Annotated in this window: 25 protein-coding genes, 5 tRNA genes and 1 riboswitch; of the genes, 9 read left to right on the top strand and 21 right to left on the bottom strand. The window is 38.4% G+C overall.

Going from position 1 to position 22609, the window contains the following annotated elements; genetic code table 11:
* Positions 1 to 6: 6 nt before the first annotated feature.
* Together H5S41_RS07065 and H5S41_RS07060 are read left to right on the top strand one after the other, a co-directional pair.
* Positions 7 to 828 carry an alpha/beta hydrolase gene (locus H5S41_RS07065; protein WP_182602847.1) on the top strand — a complete coding sequence of 274 codons (822 nt, stop codon included), beginning with the start codon at positions 7 to 9 and terminating at the stop codon, positions 826 to 828.
* 156 nt (positions 829 to 984) lie between these two features.
* Positions 985 to 1551, top strand: a complete 567-nt coding sequence (locus tag H5S41_RS07060; protein WP_182602820.1) for a hypothetical protein — start codon at positions 985 to 987, stop codon at positions 1549 to 1551.
* A gap of 80 nt (positions 1552 to 1631) precedes the next feature.
* Here H5S41_RS07060 and H5S41_RS07055 read toward each other — a convergent pair.
* The 13 genes from H5S41_RS07055 to H5S41_RS06995 form a co-directional block, all read right to left on the bottom strand.
* A tRNA-Pro gene (locus tag H5S41_RS07055) sits at positions 1632 to 1705 on the bottom strand.
* Between the two features lie 45 nt (positions 1706 to 1750).
* Positions 1751 to 1824: transfer RNA gene (locus H5S41_RS07050), tRNA-Arg, on the bottom strand.
* Between the two features lie 5 nt (positions 1825 to 1829).
* Positions 1830 to 1901 (bottom strand) — tRNA-Gly (locus H5S41_RS07045).
* 88 nt (positions 1902 to 1989) lie between these two features.
* A tRNA-Leu gene (locus tag H5S41_RS07040) sits at positions 1990 to 2072 on the bottom strand.
* An 8-nt stretch (positions 2073 to 2080) separates the two neighbouring features.
* Positions 2081 to 2153: transfer RNA gene (locus tag H5S41_RS07035), tRNA-Val, on the bottom strand.
* Between the two features lie 65 nt (positions 2154 to 2218).
* Complete coding sequence (locus H5S41_RS07030; protein WP_153709909.1) at positions 2219 to 2860, bottom strand: deoxynucleoside kinase; 642 nt, start codon at positions 2858 to 2860, stop codon at positions 2219 to 2221.
* A gap of 105 nt (positions 2861 to 2965) precedes the next feature.
* The gene (locus H5S41_RS07025; protein WP_182602819.1) at positions 2966 to 4441 is read right to left on the bottom strand and encodes an amino acid permease; all 1476 of its coding nucleotides are present in this window, start codon (positions 4439 to 4441) and stop codon (positions 2966 to 2968) included.
* Positions 4442 to 4561: 120 nt separating this feature from the next.
* Positions 4562 to 4737, bottom strand: a riboswitch (Lysine riboswitch).
* 37 nt (positions 4738 to 4774) lie between these two features.
* Positions 4775 to 5230 (bottom strand): GNAT family N-acetyltransferase, encoded by a 456-nt coding sequence (locus tag H5S41_RS07020; protein ID WP_182602818.1) that lies wholly within the window; start codon positions 5228 to 5230, stop codon positions 4775 to 4777.
* A gap of 83 nt (positions 5231 to 5313) precedes the next feature.
* Positions 5314 to 5988: a phosphatase PAP2 family protein gene (locus H5S41_RS07015; protein ID WP_182602817.1), complete on the bottom strand. Its 675-nt coding sequence runs from the start codon at positions 5986 to 5988 to the stop codon at positions 5314 to 5316.
* Between the two features lie 55 nt (positions 5989 to 6043).
* Positions 6044 to 6517 carry a threonine/serine exporter family protein gene (locus tag H5S41_RS07010; RefSeq protein WP_163704397.1) on the bottom strand — a complete coding sequence of 158 codons (474 nt, stop codon included), beginning with the start codon at positions 6515 to 6517 and terminating at the stop codon, positions 6044 to 6046.
* Between the two features lie 11 nt (positions 6518 to 6528).
* Positions 6529 to 7284, bottom strand: coding sequence for a threonine/serine exporter family protein (locus H5S41_RS07005; RefSeq protein ID WP_182602816.1), 756 nt, complete (start codon positions 7282 to 7284; stop codon positions 6529 to 6531).
* A 99-nt stretch (positions 7285 to 7383) separates the two neighbouring features.
* Positions 7384 to 7584 (bottom strand): cold-shock protein, encoded by a 201-nt coding sequence (locus tag H5S41_RS07000; RefSeq protein WP_019252698.1) that lies wholly within the window; start codon positions 7582 to 7584, stop codon positions 7384 to 7386.
* 146 nt (positions 7585 to 7730) lie between these two features.
* Entirely contained in the window at positions 7731 to 8399 is a 669-nt protein-coding gene (locus H5S41_RS06995; protein ID WP_153709903.1) for a metal-dependent transcriptional regulator, read from the bottom strand.
* A 184-nt stretch (positions 8400 to 8583) separates the two neighbouring features.
* Between H5S41_RS06995 and H5S41_RS06990 the strand changes: the two genes are divergently transcribed.
* Complete coding sequence (locus H5S41_RS06990; RefSeq protein WP_182597684.1) at positions 8584 to 9507, top strand: cation diffusion facilitator family transporter; 924 nt, start codon at positions 8584 to 8586, stop codon at positions 9505 to 9507.
* Positions 9508 to 9609: 102 nt separating this feature from the next.
* Here H5S41_RS06990 and H5S41_RS06985 read toward each other — a convergent pair whose 3' ends face one another.
* From H5S41_RS06985 to H5S41_RS06975, 3 genes are all read right to left on the bottom strand, one after another.
* Positions 9610 to 10302, bottom strand: a complete 693-nt coding sequence (locus tag H5S41_RS06985) for a VIT1/CCC1 transporter family protein (protein ID WP_182597749.1) — start codon at positions 10300 to 10302, stop codon at positions 9610 to 9612.
* A 14-nt stretch (positions 10303 to 10316) separates the two neighbouring features.
* Complete coding sequence (locus H5S41_RS06980; protein ID WP_182602815.1) at positions 10317 to 11000, bottom strand: VIT1/CCC1 transporter family protein; 684 nt, start codon at positions 10998 to 11000, stop codon at positions 10317 to 10319.
* Positions 11001 to 11172: 172 nt separating this feature from the next.
* Positions 11173 to 11649: a universal stress protein gene (locus H5S41_RS06975; RefSeq protein ID WP_153709900.1), complete on the bottom strand. Its 477-nt coding sequence runs from the start codon at positions 11647 to 11649 to the stop codon at positions 11173 to 11175.
* Positions 11650 to 11925: 276 nt separating this feature from the next.
* Between H5S41_RS06975 and H5S41_RS06970 the strand changes: the two genes are divergently transcribed.
* From H5S41_RS06970 to H5S41_RS06955, 4 genes are read left to right on the top strand one after another with little or no spacing between them, the layout of a single operon-like run.
* Positions 11926 to 12666: an amino acid ABC transporter ATP-binding protein gene (locus H5S41_RS06970; protein WP_153709899.1), complete on the top strand. Its 741-nt coding sequence runs from the start codon at positions 11926 to 11928 to the stop codon at positions 12664 to 12666.
* A gap of 12 nt (positions 12667 to 12678) precedes the next feature.
* Positions 12679 to 13509, top strand: coding sequence for a glutamate ABC transporter substrate-binding protein (locus H5S41_RS06965; protein ID WP_182602814.1), 831 nt, complete (start codon positions 12679 to 12681; stop codon positions 13507 to 13509).
* On the top strand, positions 13509 to 14147 hold the full coding sequence (locus tag H5S41_RS06960) for an amino acid ABC transporter permease (protein ID WP_182597687.1): 639 nt from the start codon (positions 13509 to 13511) through the stop codon (positions 14145 to 14147). Before H5S41_RS06965 ends, H5S41_RS06960 begins: the two co-directional genes overlap by 1 nt.
* Positions 14148 to 14159: 12 nt before the next feature.
* Positions 14160 to 14813, top strand: coding sequence for an amino acid ABC transporter permease (locus H5S41_RS06955; protein WP_182602813.1), 654 nt, complete (start codon positions 14160 to 14162; stop codon positions 14811 to 14813).
* A gap of 46 nt (positions 14814 to 14859) precedes the next feature.
* Here H5S41_RS06955 and H5S41_RS06950 read toward each other — a convergent pair whose 3' ends face one another.
* From H5S41_RS06950 to H5S41_RS06935, 4 genes are all read right to left on the bottom strand, one after another.
* On the bottom strand, positions 14860 to 16047 hold the full coding sequence (locus H5S41_RS06950) for a CPBP family intramembrane glutamic endopeptidase (protein WP_182597689.1): 1188 nt from the start codon (positions 16045 to 16047) through the stop codon (positions 14860 to 14862).
* A gap of 150 nt (positions 16048 to 16197) precedes the next feature.
* Positions 16198 to 18054 (bottom strand): ribonuclease J1, encoded by a 1857-nt coding sequence (gene rnjA, locus H5S41_RS06945; RefSeq protein ID WP_182602812.1) that lies wholly within the window; start codon positions 18052 to 18054, stop codon positions 16198 to 16200.
* Positions 18055 to 18307: 253 nt separating this feature from the next.
* A complete protein-coding gene (locus tag H5S41_RS06940) occupies positions 18308 to 18655 on the bottom strand; it encodes a DUF3368 domain-containing protein (RefSeq protein WP_182602811.1) in 348 nt (115 codons plus the stop codon).
* Between the two features lie 68 nt (positions 18656 to 18723).
* On the bottom strand, positions 18724 to 19176 hold the full coding sequence (locus tag H5S41_RS06935) for a MerR family transcriptional regulator (RefSeq protein ID WP_182602810.1): 453 nt from the start codon (positions 19174 to 19176) through the stop codon (positions 18724 to 18726).
* 134 nt (positions 19177 to 19310) lie between these two features.
* Here H5S41_RS06935 and H5S41_RS06930 point away from each other — a divergent pair, with 134 nt between their 5' ends.
* Both H5S41_RS06930 and H5S41_RS06925 read left to right on the top strand, forming a co-directional pair.
* On the top strand, positions 19311 to 20804 hold the full coding sequence (locus H5S41_RS06930; protein ID WP_182602809.1) for an MDR family MFS transporter: 1494 nt from the start codon (positions 19311 to 19313) through the stop codon (positions 20802 to 20804).
* Positions 20804 to 21532, top strand: coding sequence for a DUF4811 domain-containing protein (locus H5S41_RS06925; protein ID WP_182602808.1), 729 nt, complete (start codon positions 20804 to 20806; stop codon positions 21530 to 21532). Before H5S41_RS06930 ends, H5S41_RS06925 begins: the two co-directional genes overlap by 1 nt.
* A 152-nt stretch (positions 21533 to 21684) precedes the next feature.
* Here H5S41_RS06925 and H5S41_RS06920 read toward each other — a convergent pair whose 3' ends face one another.
* A complete protein-coding gene (locus H5S41_RS06920; RefSeq protein ID WP_182602807.1) occupies positions 21685 to 22548 on the bottom strand; it encodes an RluA family pseudouridine synthase in 864 nt (287 codons plus the stop codon).
* Positions 22549 to 22609: the final 61 nt, after the last annotated feature.

The following is a 22609-nucleotide window of genomic DNA, read 5'->3' as shown; positions in this document are numbered from 1 at the left end:
CCAGCAATTATTATCGGAGCCCCATACGGAAGTACCAAGGAACAAGCCGCAGCGGTTTACGCAAATAAATTTGCACAACTTGGTTTTATCACGTTGGCATTTGACCAAGTATATATGGGAGAATCTGCTGGTGAACCTCGGCACGTTGCATCTCCTGACTTGTACGCCGAATCCTTTAGTGCAGCAGTTGATTATTTAGGAACTAAAGCTGCACATGTTAATCGGGAACAAATTAGCGTAATTGGAATTAGTGGCGGCGCAGGATTTGCGATCAGCGCGGCAGCTGTTGATACACGAATTAAGTCGGTTGTTACTATTTCACTGTATGACATGACAGATATTCGTGAAATGGCCAACCTGGCACCAGAACAGCTATTCCAGCTTAAAGATCAATTATCTCGCCAGCGCTGGGATGACTTTGAAAATGGACAGCCCGATTATCACCCATCATTCCCTGAAACGCCATATGATAGTATCGATGATTTACCAAATCAGGATAATCTAACAAACGAATGGCTCCGTTTCTATGCTCTTAAGCGGGGATTCCATCCAAATGCCCGTGGAACTGCAACTACTACTTCTAACCTTGCAATGCTCGAATTTTCTGCCATGGATTACATTAAAGAAATTTCACCGCGACCAATTTTATTTGTCTATGGGGACAAGGCGCATTCACGGTCTTATTCCGAGCGAGCTTACTACCTTGCTGATCAGCCAAAGCAGAAACTCGTTATTGAAAATTGTGAACACATTGATCTCTATGACAACATGGAAAAAATTCCTGTTGAACAAATTGCAAAGTTTATAAAAGATAGTTTTAATAAATGATCTAAGACGTCAATTGGCACTCCTAATGCTAGTTGACGTTTTTATTTATTTACTTAATCACATAAGAACAATAGTTGAAGCTTCTCAGCACTATAAGCTATAATTTTAGCCATCCTACTTTTAATTTAACAAATAGACTCTTAGGGAGACTAAATTATGAAGGAACTCAAAGTTTTTCTAATATCATCAGCTATTTTATTTTTATTTGCTATTACATATTTTATCTTGATTCCCCTCAATCTTCATTACAATGCCTACTATTACGCAACCCATATGCCGCATAAAAGATATCAATACCCTTTTATTGCCGTAATAAACGTGCGATCTGATGACCCCCTCGCTCGAAAATACGTGCCAGGATACAAAGTCGAATATTTTGGAGATGTTCGAGAAGGTTTTAATCCACAAATCCAAAGAAAAAACATCGCTCAGAATAACGACCTTCTGAGTATCTCAAATACCCTTGCAGAATATTATCCTAACGCAAGTGACGCAAACTTTGATAACGAGAACATTGAAGATGATAAATTTACTATCGATTTTGAATCAGATGGTAAGATCTATAAAATCGAACGTGGTAAAGGAATGCCTGATTATTCTGAAAAACTAATTCTTAGCGAGCTAGATCGTATTCAAAGTGAAATCAAATATCATGTGTCGAAGCCATCAATTAATCTTCAATGGCTCTGGAATATGAAGTTTGAAAAGCGGTATAGTAATTAGTATCAAATTTCTAAATAACATAAATAAAAGGACTGTCATTCAACGATTTACCGTTTAATGACAGTCCTTCTTAATATAAATCGGAATTACAAGATTTGAACTTGCGACCTCTGCGTCCCGAACGCAGCGCTCTACCAAGCTGAGCTAAATTCCGAAAAAATAAGCGCAACAGCCAGACTGTCACGCTTATTATAATAAGTGCACCCAGAAGGAGTCGAACCTTCAACCTTCTGATTCGTAGTCAGACACTCTATCCAATTGCGCTATGGGTGCATATAAGCGGAAGACGGGATTCGAACCCGCGACCCCCACCATGGCAAGGTGATGTTCTACCACTGAACTACTTCCGCATGTATCTGATAAGTTATTCCCTATCAACGATTATTAATATTACACGAAAACCTCATCAATGTCAACAAGAATTTTCAAAATATTAAATGCGGATGAAGGGACTTGAACCCTTACATCAAAATGATACAAGATCCTAAATCTTGCGCGTCTGCCAATTCCGCCACATCCGCATAATGAATGGAGGATACAGGGCTCGAACCTGTGACCCCCTGCTTGTAAGGCAGATGCTCTCCCAACTGAGCTAATCCTCCATAAATAGGCTTGCTATATAAATCAGCCTATTTAATATATCATCTAAATCTTTTTTTGTCAAACTTTATTTAAGATTTAATTCAATTAATTTTTCATCGATCATTGTTAATACTTTTTTAGCGGCAACAGGATCCTCGACAAAATCATATTTATCGCCATCAATCATCATCTTGGGACTCTCATTATAATTCTCATACCATTGAATGTAGCGTTCATTTAAATTTTTATAGTATGAATATAATGACGGATCATTTGCAATTTGTTCAAACGAGCGTCCCCGCTTTTTGATCCGTTCAAGCATGGTCTCAAATGATACTCTAATCGTAATCAATAAGTTAGGGGCTTTTTGATGTGGTTGCTCCGGTAATTCCTCCATCATATTGCCTAATAATGAAGAATAAATATTTGACTCAGTCTCAGTTGCCCGGCCCATATCCGCATTTAACTTAAATAACAATGCATCTTCAAAGATTGAGCGATCTAAGACATTTAAGTCATTAGAATATGAACTTTTAATTTCATCAAGGCGTTTATTTAAAAAGTAGATTTGTAGTAGAAATCCATACTTTTTAGGATCCTTATAAAAGAGCGGCAAAATTTTATTATCATCAACAGATTCATAAAATGCCTGACTATTAAGATGATCTGCCAATATTTTTGTCAAACTAGTCTTTCCTGCACCAATTGTACCGGCTAAAGCAATCATTTATTTTTCCCCCTGTTTACAATTTAAAAAGTCACGAACACAATTCTAACATTTAAAATAAAAAGGAGCGAGTATCAAGTAAATTTTCTCGCTCTTTAATGCTTATTAATCTTCTTTCGGTTCGTAAGATTCACCCTTTGTCCGCCGTGATAAATCAACTTTTTCAAGCGGAATTAAGTGCGTTTTATACCGAATTTTATAATATAAGAACAGAATTAGAAATAGTGGAATTCCCATATACGTGATTAAAATATTTTGCCAGTCCATCTTTACAAAGGCATCAATATTTTGACCACAAATAACGACGATACATAATACAAGGGCAAATACTGGACCAAACGGGAAGCCAGTTGCATGATACTTCAATTCGGATAGTGTATGTCCTTGTTTTAAGAATGCTTTTCTAAAACGATAGTGCGAAATTGCGATTCCTAACCAGGCAATGAATCCGCATAGTCCAGATGCACCGATTAAGTAGTTATATGCTTTAGGACCAATAAATTGCGTTGCATAAGCTGCTAACGACACAACCATTGTACCAAGCAAAGCATAAATTGGAATTCCCCGACGATTTACATAACCAAAAATTCGCCATGCATATCCTTCACGAGCCTGTGAATAAAGCATCCGCGTTGAAGCGTATAGTCCAGAATTAGCAGCTGAAATTACTGCTGTTAAGATAACGGCATTCATTACACTAGCTGCAAAAGCTAATCCCGCACGCTTGAAGACAATTGTGAATGGACTCATCGTGATGTTTGAAACATCTTGATTTAATAAATTCTTGTCAGTATAAGGCAAAATACATGCAATAACAAAGATCGCAAAAATATAGAAAAGCAAAATCCGCCAGAATGTTGAATGGATCGCCTTTGAAACAGATTTTTCTGGGGTAGCTGCTTCTCCAGCAGTGATACCGACTAATTCTGTTCCCTGGAACGAGAATCCAGCAACTAAGAAAACACTAATAATTGCCGGTACTCCGCCAACGAAAGGCGCTTGCTTATAATGGAAATTACTTAAGCCGACTGGGCGGCCACCCATAATTCCTAAAATAATTGCAACTCCCACAATTAAAAATACAACAACTGTAATAACCTTAATTAGGGCAAGCCAAAACTCGGTTTCACCATATGAACGCACTGACAAATAATTAATCAAGAAAATCAGTACCATTACGGTCAAACTAAAAATCCAGCCTGGAACATTAGGGAGCCAATAGTTCATTACAATTCCCGCAGTCGTTACGTCAACAGGAATTGTAATTGCCCAGTTAAACCAATAGTTCCAACCAAGAGCAAAACCTAATGCGGGATCAACGAATTTTGTTGAATAAGCTGAAAACGATCCGGTTAATGGCATATATGTTGCCATTTCACCTAAACTCGTCATTAGGAAATAAACCATGATCCCCATAATTCCGTATGCCACTAATGCTCCACCTGGTCCCGCTGTTGAAATAGCGGATCCACTAGCGATAAAAAGTCCGGTACCAATTGTCCCACCAAGGGCAATCATCGATAAGTGACGTGTTTCCAGCGTCCTTTCCATCTGCCCTGTCGACTTAGCTCCATCTGCCATAAATATTTCCTCCAAATTTGTGTGCTAACGTCATCATTTTCGAAGAGGATAAATTAAAAGAGCCTTCTGATCGGCAACCCTACCAGAAGACCCAACTTGAATACCTAGAATTGTTGAATCAATTTAGGAAGCGCCCCGCAACTTTCTGCGACAGTCCATAGCCTATTATGACTATGTCCCAACAGCTACCAAAAATAAGTTAGGTAGTGTTTCGGCATATTTCCCTTTCACCAATGCTACGATGCTTATTCATCTAACACAAGCTACTAATAAAATATGCAACCTCTTCATCGAATGAAATTATACCCTACTCAAATAAAAATGCAAGTCTGATTATTTAACAATATATTGCCATAAGTCATCATGTTCATAAGTAAAGCCACATTTTATAAGCACTCGTTGAGACCGAAAATTGCTCTTTTTACACTCTGCATGAATGATGATTTTAGAAGGCAAGGATGAAATAACTTTGCGAAGTGCAAATGTCATTATTCCCTTGTTCCACTGGTTACGCTGCAAAAGATAGCCCAATTCATAATGGCGAAGAAGACGTTTCCCTTCATCCCCATACCAATTGCTTAGCATAATCATTCCGATTACCTTCTTATTCAGTTTTACCACCACAATATGATTTTGCTGAATAAATACCTTAATGGCTAAAACACGATTTTCTCTTTGCTTTGGCAGCATCAAGCCCACTGTTTGAACCAATTTTTCATCGGCGAGCAGATCAACAATTCCATCTAAATCATCCCTGCTTCTTACTGGTTCAACTGTAATTTTGTTCATCTGTTTTCTCCTATTTCCCGGGAAATTTTCAAGAAAAAAGAGGGATAATTCTAAAAAATTTAGATTTCCCTCATTATTTGTTATTAAATTTCAACGCTACGTAAAAGCGGGATACGTTGTAACCGGGGAGCCCAGGCTACGTAAAGCCATTCAGCTACTTGCAGCCAAGCATATGCTAACAACATAGCACCAACCGTATCGAAAGGCCAGTGAGCATATAAGTATACTCGAGATACTGCTAAGAAGAAAACAGCAAAAATTAATAAAATTTGTAAAATTTCCCGAACAGAAGCCTTTTGGATAAGCGGAATAACTACTAAGAACAAGATTGCTACTACTAAGAAGAATCCTAAAGTATGTCCGCTCGGAAAACTATACCCATCATCTGCTGGTAAGTGTTGGGCTGGGCGAACACGCTTAACAATATGCTTAACAACCGTTCCTAACACGTCACCGCCAAAGATCGTTCCAAGCGACCACAGTGCTGGAATCCGATACCCTTTCAACCATAAAATACCGGCAATGATGAATACCCATATTAAATCTAGAACAGGTTTAGCAAGAAAAGATAGCAACGTCATTAATGCATGGAACCAGCCAATCCCTTCAAGGCGCTGACTAGTAAATAGCGATTGTAAAACTGCATCGATCATCGTTACCACTGATGAATTAAACATAATTAATAGCATTAAAGCAATAAAGAAACCACCGCTTAAGGCGAAACGCCACCATCGATGATTATCACGTTCAATAAACATAATTAAGGATTCTCCTAACTTAAATTAATCAATCAGAAATGAGTATACCACACTGTCAAAAAATCCACCGTGACTTTTTTATTAAATATTTGCGAAAGTATATATAAACTCGATTCAAAAGCTCCCCTATTCCAAAGCCAAGAGTAATCGCCCCCACAATTACTACTACTTGATAGAAATAAACAGTAACAAGGTGATAATTGCCTATTGCAAAGTTTCGAACTACTTTATAAGCCTGTCCTCCTGGCACAAATGGAACTAATGCCGGAACATTAAAAACGATGATAGGCATTCTTTTTCGTCGCGCAGCAATTTGGCTGCACACCGAGATCAAAATTGCTGCAACTAAATTACTAAAGGCAAGTCCGACACCACTATAATAATACATAACCCAATAAACAACCCAAACACCACCACCAATAATTCCCGCTGTATTGTAAGCTTTACGCGGAATGTTTAGGAGAATGCCGAAACATACTGTTGATACATAACATAAGAGAAATTGTAATAATAAGTTACCCCAATTCATCTGTCATCCTCCTAATTAAAGTGCAAGACAATTACAATTGCGCTTCCAATTGATACCGCCGTTAGAATTGCTTCAATTCCTCTCGTCGGCCCGCTAATTAAATTACCAGAAACGAGGTCACGAGCAGCGTTAGTTAACGGGACTCCTGGTACAAGCGGCATTACTGCACCAATGATAATATCATTAATATTATTAGCAAGACGGAATTTAACGAAAAGCACTGCTAGTATTCCGATTATTAGTGAAGAACAAAATTCTCCGAGATACTGGATCTTGAATTTTCGCAGTAAATACGAAAAAGCCCCGTAGCCAATGCCACCAGCAATAAATCCTGCCCATGAATCAGCCATATTCCCGGTAAAGACAATCATTAACGCCCCACTTAGAATAGCAGCAGCAAATGATTCATACCAGTTTTGCCATTTGGGCGATGTTTGACGATCAATCTTTTTTAATTTAGCAAATGCTTGTGGAACATCGATTTTTCGCCGGGCTAATTCACGAGAAACTTCATTTACATCTGCAATCTTACTTAGGTTATTTTTTCGGTGACGAATAGTAATCACTTGAGCGTGTGGTTCATTGATTGTGCCGACCACGATTCCTGTAACGGTTGTAAATGCTTGGAAGCCTTGCAATCCTGCATTCTTTGCCATTCGGGACAACGTATCATTAACACGTTCCATATTAGATCCATTTTCAATTAATAGTCTTCCCGCTAGTAGACACATTTTTAACGCCAATGCCTGTCGTCGCTTTGTCAACATTACTATTCGCCTTCTTTAACTAAAAGATACTCCCTATTATCCACCCTTTATATCTCTACCTCAATAAAAAAACGACTGGAAAATTCCAGCCGCTCTTTTCTAGTCTTTAACAACATTTGCTGCTTGAAGACCACGTTCGCCTTCTTCAACATCAAATGTAACATGTTGTCCTTCATTTAATGACTTAAAACCATCGCCTTGAATTGCGGAGAAGTGGACAAACACGTCATCCCCGCTTTCACGAGTAATAAAGCCATAACCCTTATCGTCATTAAACCATTTAACAGTTCCTTGTTCCATCTTGGAAAATCCTCCTGTGCATTACGCACTGTAAATATAATTTGTAATTCATCTCAGGTGAAGAGATCCATTTGCAATGAAACAACCGAACCAACCGCACTTAAAAAAACTACATGAATCATTGTATCATATAAGTAAAAATTTACCTAATCTTTATTTACATTATCTGGTTCAATAAAGATATTATGTGATGCCTTATATGAAACATTGATTTCCTTATCATCATTTTCCTTACGAATAACAATCGGTCCTTCAAATGGTTCATGACGGACGACAATCACTTGTTCTTGTGGACGCAATCCTAATTCCTCTAAGTAAGTTAATAACTCATGATTATCTAAGAAGCGTTCCAATTCAACTTTCTCGCCATCATTAGCATCTGCCAGTAAACGATGTGTCACATCTGGAAACTTACCATTAGCTGATGGAATCACACCACCATGAGGACAATGATCAGGATGCTGGAGAAAAGTATCTAGCGCAGTTGCAAGCCGATCACTTGTCTGGTGTTCAAGGATTTCTGCTTCTGAATGAACATCTGCGAAATTATAATGAAGCTTATCCACTAAAAATGTTTCCCATAAACGATGCTTACGAACAAGTTCTGCAGCGTACTTCTGTCCTTTTTCGGTTAGAGAAATACCAGCATACGGTTCATGAACAACCAGCCCTTCGTCAGCCAACTTAGAAATCATCTCGGTTACTGATCCAGCGGCAATTCCTAGTCCAAGGGAAATCTCTTTATTAGAAACTTTTTTATGACTACCGCCTAATTCAAAAATGATTTTGAGGTAGTCTTCCTTCATTGGAGTCAATCTGTTTCACCTCTGGGTATTAAAATTTGGCCTACGATCGGTCACTATATGTTTTTTTATATATTAACATTGAACCCAAATTGATTATATCATATTATTAAAAGTGTAGTTTGGAAAGCCTAACTTTTTTGTTATCAGCTTTTTACAAACCCGCAATTGATCTTTACGGAGGAGTAGTTAATTTATGGACGAAAAAGTAACGGGGAAACGCTTTTTAGCGGTTACCCTCCTAAATGTAATAATTACAATTGTTGAGATTATTGGAGGTATTTTTTCTGGAAGTTTAGCCTTACTATCAGATGCTTTCCATAACCTAGGAGACTCGCTTTCCATCGTGCTAGGTTACTTTGCTCAGCATATTGGCGGACATCCGGAAAACCGCCAACGAACATATGGCTATCGGCGAGCTGAGATTTTATCAGCATTAACTAACAGTATTTTCTTAATAGTCATCTCGATCTTTTTAATCATCGAGGCAATTAAACGGTTAGAGCATCCCCAGCATATTAATGGGGGGATCATGTTAACAGTTGCTGTAATCGGTCTTCTAGCAAACTTTATTTCAGCAGCCCTTTTACATGCCGGAAGCGAAGATAGCTTAAATGTTAAAGCTACATACCTACACATCCTAAGCGATGCATTATCCTCAGTTGCAATTATCATCGGGGGAATTATTCTTACATTTGTTAACATCCCCTGGCTTGACCCAGCCCTAACAATCGGGGTTGCCCTTTATATTGTATATGAAGCTTGGCCAATCATTACTCAGACTATCAAAATCCTCATGCAATCATCACCAGATCTGGATTATGATGCTATCGAACATGACCTTAAGCAAATTGACGGCGTTACCGCAGTACACCATGTCCATGCATGGATGATTGATGAACACCGGATTATTTTCTCTGCCCACCTTAATTGTGATGATCTTCCCCTTAGCCAGGTCGAACGGATTTATAGTCAGGTTGAAAAAATTTTGCATGAAAAATATAATATCTGCCACGTAACTATTCAGGCAGAATACCATCGGGGAAAAGATGAAGAATTATTTAATACCCCCGTTGACGAAAAGAACGTTATCAATAACGATTTCCAAAATAATAACTAACTACGAAAAAACGACCAAAATCGGCGAAAAACTGATTTTGGTCGTTTTCTTTACTACCAGCTATCGGGCTGCTTCGTTAATGTTTTAGAGGCGAACTACTATCTAAAATAGTTTTCCGACTCCATAGTGAATTGTAATGGTGATCAACCCAATAATAATATTTCGAATTACCGCTACCTTAACAAGTCCATTACCAAGCTTAGAACTAATATATCCTGTCAATGCACTCGTCAATGCAACTGCTAAAATCACGGCATACCACTTATATGCTTCTGGTGCAAAAGTCATTGCCATTAAAGGAAATAAACCACCGGCAGCTGCAGAAAACAGTGATGAAAAAGCAGCATCCCACGGATTAAGGTAATGCCCTAATTCAATATCATACTTAACGCGGACAACAGTTTCTAACGGCTTTTTATTAAGAAGATCCTGGGCAATCTTTGTTGACGTTTCAGGAGTAACTCCCTTATCAATATAATAATCTCTAACAGCAGCTAACTCGCCATCATAGTCTGTTTTTAATAATTTTTCTTCTTTTTCAACCGCAGCTTTTTCAGTATCCTTTTGGGTTGATACTGATGCATATTCCCCAGACGCCATTGAAAAAGCACAAGCTAGCAGATCTGATAAACCAGCGATAAAGATTGTAAAACGATCGGTTGTCGCCGCAGCAACTGAAACTAGGACCCCAACAACAGTTAAAATTCCATCATTTGATCCTAACACACCAGCGCGTAGAGTATTAAGCTTTTCTTCCATCGTTTGTTTTTGTCGCTTTTTTACTTTCATAGCCATTATTTCTCATCTCCCTAACGCGCAAATAATTGTCCGATCAAATATGTAACTCCCATGGTCAACAATCCAGCTGCCGCATTTCTAACCATTGACTTAATTCGATTAGATTTACCTAATACCGCAGCAAAATATCCCGTAATTAATAATGCAATCAGTACGGCAATCGCAGTAGCTAAAATACGCGTATCCGCTGGAGAAACTGTTACAGCGACCATTGGTAAAATAGACCCGGTTGGAAATGAAATAAACGAGGCAATCGCTGCCGCATAAGGACTAGTAAAATCTTTGGGGTTAAAGCCATATCGTTCTTGGACAGCGGTCCCTAAAGCATCTTTTTCCATTAATTCTTTAGTAGCCTGATTAGCCAGTTGCGGGTCAATATCTTGCGCTTCATATTTCTTTTGAACGTAATTGAATTCTTGTTGATATTGGTCTTTTAATCGTTGTTTTTCACTAATCAAGGCCATCTTCTGTGAATCCTTTTGGGTAGAAACAGAAACATATTCCCCCATACACATCGAAATCATACCGGCTAAAGTCCCCGATAAGCCAGAAATTAAAATTGAATAGGCATTACTTGTCGCTGCGGCAACCCCAATAACAATTCCCGCAATCGAAATGATTCCGTCATTTGCGCCCATTACACTTGCTCGTAAAACATTTACTTTTTGAGCTAAAGACATTTTTTTCTTGGGCAATTCTATCCCTTCCCTCTCATTAGTTTAGAATCATTATAACATAGAAATACTAAAAAACAACAATGATTAACTGGCTTACAAATCCAATTTATAAAGATTCTAACTTCGCTATGCATAGAAAAAGCGATAGCTCAATTAACGAGCTACCGCAATAATCCTAAGAAAAATTAGTCTATTCATAGCTTTGAACTGTATTTGTCCGAATAACAAATACTGATGTTCCAGCATGACGGGCCATATATGAAGCTTGTGAACCTACCGCTTTTCGGTTTCCCTTCTTACCAATTGAACCAACAACCAATAAATCAGGTTGGAAAGCTGGGATAACATGATTACAAATCCGTTCAGCTGGACGTTCACCCCGGTCAACAATCGCAGTAATCTTTTCTGGGTTAACTCCATAATCAATAGCTGCCTGAACGTATTCATTTACTCGTTGTCGTAATTCATCCTCACTACTGTGAACATAATCCTTATCTAAGATTTGATACACATTCACGCGGTCAGTCTCCAAGATTGAAACGATCCCGATTTCTGATCCGTCACGTTTTGCCTTGTCAACCGCGTATGAAAAAGCGGCACGGGCATCTGGCGCATCGTCAACACCAACGAGGATCTTTTTGAACTTCTTTGGCTTTATTTCGAACATTAGTATTCTCCTTCCTATGTTCTCCTTTTAACGATAAAGCATTACTCGCTCCTCTTCGTTAAATCATATTGTTCACTCACTATGTTACTACTTATCTCAATTTTGTAAATAATTATTTTGGCATTCCTAAAATAAAAGTAATTTATTAAAGAATTTCATAATTATCTTGATAAATTAAGCTTTACACAATTATCATTTTGACGCTTTATGAAACAAACTATATAATTGAAGTTACCTGCTTACTGATAATATAAATGAAATGGGGGTATATAACACATGTCAATGATTGAATTTCATAATGTGCAAAAATACTATGGTAAGTTTCATGCATTAAAAGATATTAATTTAACAATTGAGGCTGGCGAAACTGTTGTATTAATCGGCCCATCAGGATCCGGAAAAAGCAGCCTGATTAGGACTATCAATGGTTTAGACCCAATTAGAGATGGTCAATTAATTGTTAACGGATTTGACCTTGCTGACAAAAAGACCAATGTTAACTTAATCAGAAAAGACGTCGGCATGGTCTTCCAGCACTTTAACCTGTACAACAATAAGAGCGTCCTTGAAAATATCATGCTTGCGCCACGAATCGTCTTAAAACGACCAGATGATGAAAACAGAGAACTGGCAATGCAGCTTCTTGATAAGGTCGGGCTTGCCAATAAGGCTGATAGTATGCCGGCACAATTGTCTGGGGGACAAAAGCAGCGAATTGCAATTGCGCGTAGTCTTGCAATGAAACCTAAATGCTTATTATTTGATGAACCAACAAGTGCGCTTGATCCAGAAATGATTGATGATGTTTTAGACGTTATGAAAGACATCGCCAAAAATTCAAATATGACAATGCTGGTTGTAACCCATGAAATGGGATTTGCACGTGCAGTTGCCGACCGAGTAATATTTATGGCAGATGGTCAGATTTTAGAAGATGATTCAACAGAAAAGTTCTTTGGCGACCAGCCATCTACAGAACGTGCTCGTGAATTTATGAGTAAGATTAGCGGTCACTAAGGAGGGAGTAATATGAAAAAGTATTGGCGATTAATTAGTCTTAGCGCCCTCCTCATCATGACCTTCTTAACCCTATCTGCTTGTAGTAGTTCAATTTCCAAAAAAGATGTCTTAACTGAAGATATGCGTAGTCAACGAATCACGTGGGGGGTTAAAGCAGATACCCGGCTTTTTGGCTTAGAAAATATTAGAACCGGAAAACTAGAAGGGTTCGAAATTGATCTCGCAACAGCCTTAACAAAGAAAATTCTCGGTCCAAATGGGAAGCCCACCTTTGTTCCAGTAACTAGTGGAACACGGGTGCCATTACTAAAAAACGGTAATATTGATGCAATCATGGCTACCATGACGATCACCCCCGAACGAGCTAAACAAGTCGACTTTACTCATTCTTACTTTGATGCAGGGCAGTCACTTTTAGTTCGAAAAGGAAGCCCAATTAAAAATATCAATGATTTAAACAAACGGGGCGCTGTTATCTTGGGAGTTGCAGGTTCAAATTCAGTAAAGAACGTTGCCAAATTTGCTCCTAAAGCCCGTGTTCTTCAACTATCAGATTATGCCCAAGCAATGACTGCACTTAAGTCAAAGCAAGGGGATGCCCTTACTACTGATAATGGTATTCTTTATGGGATGGCTGCCGAAAATCCTGGCTATGAAGTCGTTGGCGGTAATTTTACTAAAGAACCATACGGAATTGCTGTTAATAAAAATCAAGAACGATTCCGTAAAAAGTTAAACTGGGCACTAAAAGAAGTTGAAAAAGACGGAACTTATAACCGCCTCCTTCTTAAATGGTTCGGTGATGTCAAAGGATTTAATTATCAGGAGATGAAACGCTAATGTTAAACTTAATTGCAAATCAGTGGCATCCCCTTTTGACCGGTTTATGGAATACTATTCTCTGTAGTCTAATCGCATTAATTGGGAGCCTTATTATTGGAACTTTCTTTGCTTTGCTAGAAATTTCCCAAAACCGTGTTGTTAAAATTATTGGTCACGTCTATGTTGAAGTCTTTCGTAATATTCCACTACTAGTAATTACAATGGCTTTCTTCTTGATTATTCCAATGTATATCGTCAAAATTAATGGTTTTACAGCAGGAACGATTGGCTTAACCCTTTATACTTCAGCTTTTATTGCTGAAACTGTCCGTGCCGGAATTAACTCAATTGACCACGGACAAATGGAGGGAGCACTCGCTAATGGCCTAACTTATGGTCAAGCAATGCGGTACATCGTTTTGCCCCAAGCTTTTCGTGTAGTAATTCCGCCGCTTGGGAACCAGTTTATCAACCTCGTTAAGAATTCATCAGTGCTTGCCTTTGTCGCTGGTTTTGATCTTATGTACCAAGGAAATTTAATTGCAAACGATACGCTAGAAACGATGCCTACTTACTTTATCGTGGGGATAATGTACTTAATCATTACCCTTCCGCTAAGTTACTACATGCGCCATCTTGAAAAGAAACTAGCCTAGGAGGGATGAAAAATGCAAAACTTTATTGATGCTTATTCATGGATTAATATTCGTTTCCTCCTTGAAGGTCTATGGATTACAATCGAAGTTTCCCTTATTTCCATTGTGATCAGTTTTATTCTTGGAACATTTCTCGGAATTATCCGTTATGCCAAAATCAAATATCTTTCAGCGATTGTGGGGTTCATTATCGACATTCTCCGTAACCTGCCACTCCTGCTTATTATTTTCTTTACCTACTTTGGCTTACCAAATATTGGAATAAAACCAGAAATTATCCCTGCGGCTATCATGGCCCTATCAATCTTTGAATCTGCAATGGTAGCAGAAATTGTTCGCTCGGGGATAAATTCAATCGACTATGGTCAAACAGAAGGAGCCTTAGCAAATGGGCTTACTAAGTGGCAAGCATTACGAATTATTGTTTTGCCGCAAGCAATTAAAAACATGATGCCGGCCTTAGTTAGTCAGTTTATTTCGTTAGTCAAGGATACCTCTTTGGCAACAATTATTGTTTTGCCCGAGTTGATGTATCACGCACAAATTATTTATGGTCAAAACACTAACTACATTATTCCAATGTTTGTTGCGCTGGCCGTCCTATACTTTATTGTTTGTTACTCCCTCTCATTATTTGCACGATACTTACATAAACATATTGCATAATAAAAAGATGTGACCGTGAAAATTTTTCAGTCACATCTTTTATTTTTTAATATTGGATCATAAAACCGAAACGCTGGTGTTCGCCAGTTAGCCGATCTACATGCCGTTCCATTACCTGGCGACGCTGTCCGTACATCATCCAAACTGTAATTCCGATAAATACGGCTAATTCAATCCCCGTCCCAATCCAATCCTGAATTGTAACTTTACCTGTCATCAGTGTCGAATCAGAAGCGACAAATGCCGTCCAATCTAACAAAAAGTGCATTATCATGGCTAGCCATAGCTGACCGGTATAAACATAAACCGTTGCAAAGAAAAGACCGATACCTGCTGCACTAACAGCTTGTAGGATAGTCATGGACCATTCTTGCGGACCATAATTAGTAAGATGAACAATTCCAAACAAAATTGAACTGGTTGCTAAAGCTAGTGGAAGGCGTTGTCTTAGGTTACGCCAAGCATAAAATAGAATACCAAGAATTGCAAAACGGAATAAACTTTCCTCCATTACTGCCGCTTCAAATGCAGATAAGGTAAAGTCCCAATTAGCATGGTGCAAGTTAGGCATTTCACCAGTGTTTAATGCCATAAAAACAATATCTACTAAAATTAGCCCAGCAAAAATCCACCAATTAAAATCACCACTCCAATGCGGCTTTAACCCTGGCCAGGATAAATGCCACGTTCTCATTACCGTAGTAGTAAGAATAAAGAACGCAACAGCACCCACTGCACCAGTAGATAGCGTCAATAATAGAAAGTGGTTATCAACTAGGTCCGTTGGCAAGGCAATCAAGGGAGTAAAAACAACTTGTGCCAACCAGGCAATAAATATTAGCCGCTCAATACTCCAATTCATCAGTCCCCCAACCACGCTAGCAAAAGGCGCAAACATAATGAAATAGTAAAAAATCATCATTGTAACTACACCCCGTGATGGCAAATGCAGTAGCACGATAATTTCACGAACCATAACGTCCCATGCAAAAACTAGAATTATTGGCTGAGTTATTACCTGTAGCCACGCGTTCAACTTTTTTACTAGCAACGGCAAATTAGGAAGCAATTCAAAAGTTAGACCAATCGCTAAAATTGCAACCATAATCAGCAATGCTAATGCAACTGTTTGACGATTAAACTCGTAATTACGAATCATCATCATTGCCAAAATGACCAGGGTTGCCCCAATTTGAACCCGATACCAGATCCTTAAATAATCGTTTCCGGTCATTTAACCTCATCCTCTCTGGGAAATATAAAATAATTGCTAAATATGATCATACCAAACAATCTCCTTAGTTTTAAGGACAAATCCTCTTTTTTTAGTTTAAACCAGAAAAGAACTCACAGGCAAAAAATCTGCAAGTTCTTTTTTTATTATTTATTTAGTATTTCCGGTCGCAACTGCTTGTTTTTCTTTAACATTCTTCTTTTTAGAATGATGTTGCGAATTACGGTGGTTATGGTTATTTGACCGCTCACCCTTATGTGATTGGTTATTTTTATTATTTGGACGACGATAATGCTGGTTCTCTGAACGATTGTTACCATTCAAAATTGTTACCATTGGAATGATTACGGGACGTCGACCAGTCCGATCATAGAGTAGCTTTTGTAACCTACTAATAATTGTCCGGTTAAGTACTCGTTGGTCAATATGTTTATGATTCTTAAAGGTATTGAGAATTGCCCAGAACACTTCATGGTTAGCAGCCTTAATCAATTCTTGTGATTCATGCATATAAACAAAACCACGCGAAACAATATCTGGACCGGCAACAATTTGATAGTCCTTTAAATCAACAACTGCAATTGCGGTTACGACCCCTTCTTCAGATAATAGGCGTCGTTCACGAATCTCAGGGTTACCAACAGTATCGCCAGCATCACGACCATCAATATACACGTCACTGACACTATCAATGTGATCGGCAACACGACAAGAATCCTTTGTTAAGGCTAAAACATCCCCATTAGATAGGACAAAGCTATTTTCCTTAGGTACACCAGTCATTTCAGCTAACTTAGTGTGGATTTTCTGCATCCGGTATTCACCGTGAACCGGCGCAAAGAATTTCGGCTTCATCAAGCGAAGCATAAATTCTTCATCAACTTGACCACCGTGCCCGGATGTATGGATATTATTAACATAACCATGAATAACATTAGCACCGTCTTCTTCAAGCTTATTGATAAGGGCATTAACGCTAGTCGTGTTACCCGGAATTGGGTTACTTGAGAAAACAACGGTATCCTCAGGCTGAATGGTAATTTGACGGTGAGTTCCGTTAGCAATCCGACTAAGCGCCGCCATTGGTTCCCCCTGCGATCCGGTACACATGATCAATACTTTTTCCGGTGGATAATTATTAATTTCGTTTTGGTCAATTAATGAATCTTTAGGGATATTCAGGTACCCAAGTTCTTGACCAGCCGTAATTGCATTTTCCATACTACGACCAAAAACAGCAATCTTACGCCCTTGAGCAATGGCTGCATCAGAGGCTTCACGTAAACGATAGACGTTAGAAGCAAACGATGCAAAAATGATCCGTCCCTTGATCCGCTCGAAAATACGTCGAATATGAATATCAACCCAGCGTTCAGACTTAGTAAATTCTGGTCGTTCCGCGTTTGTACTATCTGAAGTCAATAGCAAAACACCATCATCGCCTAGTTTAGCCATTTGTTGGAGATTTGGACCAGGTAAATTCCCAACCGGTGTCAAATCAAACTTAAAGTCCCCGGTTTGAACAATCGTCCCTTGCGGAGTATGAACTGCAATCCCTAATGTATCAGGAATTGAGTGGGTTGTCCGGAAGAAACTAACCCATAATTTCTTAAAATGAACCTCATCAAATTCATTGATTTCATGCAACTCTGCGTTTCGTAATAGATGTTTTTCTTCTAGTTTTCCCTTAATCAAAGACATCGCAAAGGGACCTGCATAAATTGGTGCATTAACCTTTTGCAGGAAAAACGGAAGACCGCCAATGTGATCTTCATGACCGTGAGTAATAAAGATTCCCTTAATCTTATCTTTATTTTCAATAAGGTAGTCATAGTTTTGAATTACATAGTCAACCCCCAGTAATTCATCTTCTGGGAATAAAACACCACAATCAATTACGATAATTTCATCTTGAAATTGTACACAATACATATTTTTACCAATTTCACCAAGGCCACCCATGGCGTAAAAGGCAACTTCATTATTTTTTATCTTTAACTTTGCCATAATACCTTTCCTTTTATAGATTTTTTATAACGTTAATTAACGGAAATTTAAGTAAGCCAAAAGAACCGCTTTGTTTGGGCAAGGTCGGTTACTTTATTCTAATTTTATTTCTTGGCACTTAACTTTATTATTTTAATCCGTACGTAAAACTAATGTTATTTTACCACATCTACAAATTTGAAGGTAGTAATAAAGGAATGAAAAATAACCTTCTTAACAAGCTATTATTCATTCCTTTAAATTGATCTTTAATTTAGTCTTCTTCAGGTAATTGTTCTTCTTTTTCTGACCATGCTGTCATCCAATCAACAACTGGTTCACCATCTTCTTGATATTTAACATCTGTCAAGTCTGATAAAATTTCTTGATATGCAGGCTTGCTAAGCCGGGCACTTACTTCCGTCAGCTCATGATGATCCATAAACTGATTATCGCGTAATACTTGGTTAATCGTTGCAATCAGTTCATTTGAAACACGGGATCCTAGAATTTCCAAACTTCCTTTATTGTATTGACTAACATAAAAATCAATAAATGAATTAAGGGCATTTTGCTTAGCGTCCTCGCTTAACTCACTGTAACTTAAACCCGATGTCGTCACTTATGGTCGTCCCTTTCTAATTTTCCTTTACCTTGTCGTCTTTACCATACCACAAAGTTTCTTTCGCGTTAATTATCCGCCTTATTGCGGTTCCGGACATGAAGACTGGTTTTATCGTCAGTAATTACCGCATAAATTTCTTTAGTCGGGTCTTCGGTCAAGGGTCCTAGTTTTACCTCACCTTGTTTCTCCCCAGTCTGCTTTATTTCCATAATGCAATCAGCAATAAAACGCGTAAAAATTTTATGAAGTTCACGCCGCTCTTGCTCTTTTTTTACTGCCGTTGTTAAAGTAAAGCCTTGATCTAAATACACCTTAATTGTAAATACTTGAAAAATTGTTGGAAAACTAAAGTAATGATTCTTATTTTGTTCATCTTGGTCTGAACTTATATAGCCCTTTTTTTCCCAATATCTTAATTGACTTGTAGATACTCCCGTCACCCGAGACACTTCACTCATACTTATTTTAAGTTGTTTGCTAATAATCATTTGCCTAATTTGTTCAGAAAGCGAATCCATATTTCTCTCCTTCAACTTTTTACTCTATTGTTAAATTATCAAAAATCCGTTATCTTTGTCAAATTATTTGACAAAGATATTAAATAGTATTATATTCTTCACATTGCATAAAAATATAAAGGGGGATTCTATTCGTGAATCAAGAGCAACAACCCGTTGATATTAATGGCAAGAGTTACAATCGTTCCTTAATGATCTTTGTATTATTAATCGGGGCATTTTGTACAATCTTAAACCAGACCATTCTATCAACCGCCTTTCCGGCATTAATGAATGCATTTAATATAAGTACTGCTACCGTTCAATGGCTAACTACCGGTTTTTTATTAGTTAACGGAATTATGATCCCCGTCAGTGCTTATCTTACTAGTCGTTTTAATACTAAGAGTCTTTTTATCATTGCAATGTCGATTTTTGAAATTGGAACCATTATGGCATGGATTGCTCCATCATTTGCGGTCCTATTAATGGGACGGCTTGTTCAAGCAGTTGGTGTTGGAATCAACATGCCGCTGATGCAAAATATCATGTTAACGGTATATCCACCTGAAAAACGAGGAGCAGCCATGGGGATTAACGGTCTTGTTATCGGTTTAGCTCCTGCCATCGGTCCCGCCCTCTCTGGTTGGGTTATTGACAATTTTAGCTGGCGTTGGCTCTTTGGAATGATCGTTCCAATTGCCGCCCTGGTAATTATTGCAGGTATCTTTGCTGTTAAAAATGTTATTCCAAATGCTAAGCCAAGTCTTGATTGGATTTCAGTCATCATTTCAACACTAGGATTCGGAAGTATGCTTTATGGTTTCTCCAGCGTTGGTGATAAAGGATGGACAAACCCTATCGTCTTCTCAACAATCATTGTTGGAGCAGTCTTAGTTGCCTTCTTAATTATTCGCCAAAATAAACTAGACGAACCGTTCCTTGAATTCAAGGTCTTTGAGAGTAAAGAATTCTCACTCGCAACTATCTTAAGTTCAATTGTTATGATGGCGATGGTTGGGGTCGAATTTGTTATTCCTCTTTATCTTCAAATTATTCATGGAATGTCAGCTTTCCATTCTGGCCTTACATTACTGTTTGGGGCATTATTCATGGGATTCATGAGCCCAATTACAGGGAACTTATTTGATCGTTATGGAGCTAAACGACTTGTCTTTACGGGAATGTTCATTTTAAGTGTTGGGACAATTCCATTTGCCTTCATTACTCGTGATACTCCAACCATTTATATTGTCTTCCTATACGCAGTCCGAATGTTTGGTATTTCAATGGTAATGATGCCTGTTACAACTGCCGGAATGAATTCTCTTCCTTATAATTTGATTTCTCACGGGACAGCAGTTAACAATACGGTCCGCCAAGTTGCTACTTCAGTCGGGACTGCAATTATGATTTCCGTGCTTACGAACGTTACAAATAGTAATAAACCGACTCACTCATTGCTTGTTCAAGCACCATTACAATACAAGGCTAAGATGTTCGATGCAACTTTGATGGGATACCATGCTGCCTTCTGGTTTGCAATTGCCTTTTCACTAATTGGTCTTGTCCTTGCCCTCTTTGTTACTAGCGGTAACGGAATTCATCTAAAAATTGATAAATCTGCTAATAAAGGAGGGGAAAAGTAATGGTCATTATTTTAACTTTTCTAGGCGCAATCGCATTCTTTGTATGTATGATGTTTATCCAGCAAAAAAATTTACGAAACATCTTAGCAACTATTACAGGAATTATTTTTATTGCCTCCACAACGTTAATGACGTTAAACTACAGTCACCATTTTGGGATGCATCAAGTAACGACTACTACAACTACGCGTATTTACTCCGCTTCTAATTCAACGATGCCCCTTGCCCTCTATCAACCAGTAGGGAAAAGCGGTCAAGATAACGTCTATATCTATAACACAAAGCCAAAACAAAAAACGCCCCGCCATACTCAAGCAAACGAGTATACTACCAGCCGCATCAAATGGACAAAAAATGATACGCCACAGTTAGTCACAACTGAGACTCGTTGGCAGTATAAAAACAGTTTTTATAAAGTCCTCTATGCATGGTCTGGAATGGACAATACATTAGTTAAGCGTACAAATGTATTAGAATATCCGCAAACATATATTAAATTAACAACTAGTCAGGCTAACAAGCTTTCAAAGGTTGCAAAATCAGCAGCTGGGAAGCATTTACAAGCACAGGCAGCAGAACAGGGACGGGCATTTGTTACTGCAAAAGTTCAAGCAGCAATGGCTAAGAATCCGCAAATGACAGCTAAACAAATTCAACAAGTTTCCGCTCAGGCAGAACAAGAATTTCAATCACAAAGCGTTAAGCAGATTTTAAAACAAGTTAAATAAAGGACTGTAACATAAATTCTACTATTTAGATAAAATACAAACAGCGCAGTACACAAATGAGCTCCAGTATTCGGTAAATCCGAACGCTGGAGCTCTATTTGTGCTTGTGGTTTTTTAAAATGAACTAGCAAGCTAGTTTTGTCTCACTCCCTTTAGTTAAACTCTGCTGGCATTGCAGATGTAAAGGTTAATTGCTTAAGGGTAAACGGATCCATAAAACTAATTTTACTTGCATGAAGTAGCTGGTGATCATACTTACTTGTATCTCCGCCATAAAGATGATCGCCAATCAGCGGGTGACCAATTGAAGCAAAGTGAACACGAATCTGATGCGTCCGTCCGGTATGCAACCGCACCCTTACTTGGGTCCAATTATCTCCCTGCTTTTCAACCCAATATTCGGTTAAAGCGCGTTGACCATCTTTTGCAATTACCCGGGCAATTTTACCTTCACGGCGAGCTATTGGTTTGTTTATTTCACCATGCTTATCCGTTAACGATCCTCCTACTAGCGCCATATATTCCTTAATCATTTTATGTTGTTGAACTTGCTGACTGATCATACTGGAGGCAATATGATGCTTAGCTACCAGCAAAATTCCTCCTGTAAACCGGTCTAATCGGGTAATCAGATGCGGACGTAAATCAGCGGAACCGCTGGAAAGTAAATACCCCTTTACCCTGTTGAGTACTGTTCCGTTTGAGATTGTCGGTCCGGGAATTGACGAAACTCCTGCCGGCTTATCAATCACTAGCCAGTTATTATCCTCATAGACAATATTTAATGGCTCGTTACTAACTGCAACACTCTCGTCTGCCGGTTCTGGCTGAGCTTTAACCGTTAATGGTTGGTGTGGCAGAATTTGCGTAGTCGGTCGAACCTGCCGATGATCAACAAGAAATTCGCCTTCACCGTTTTTCAGATCATTAAATAATCGATGACCCATTCCTAGTGATTGAAGATATTTTTTTATCTTAATCGGCTCTGATCCTTGGTATACCCATGTATTTTCCATATTCAGTACTTTCCCTTCTAAGTTTTTATGTACAAAAAAAGAGCTGATGACATATATCACA

Source organism: Limosilactobacillus albertensis, from assembly GCF_014145555.1.
Lineage (GTDB): Bacteria > Bacillota > Bacilli > Lactobacillales > Lactobacillaceae > Limosilactobacillus > Limosilactobacillus albertensis.
This window is presented reverse-complemented; position numbering and strand designations above follow the sequence as displayed.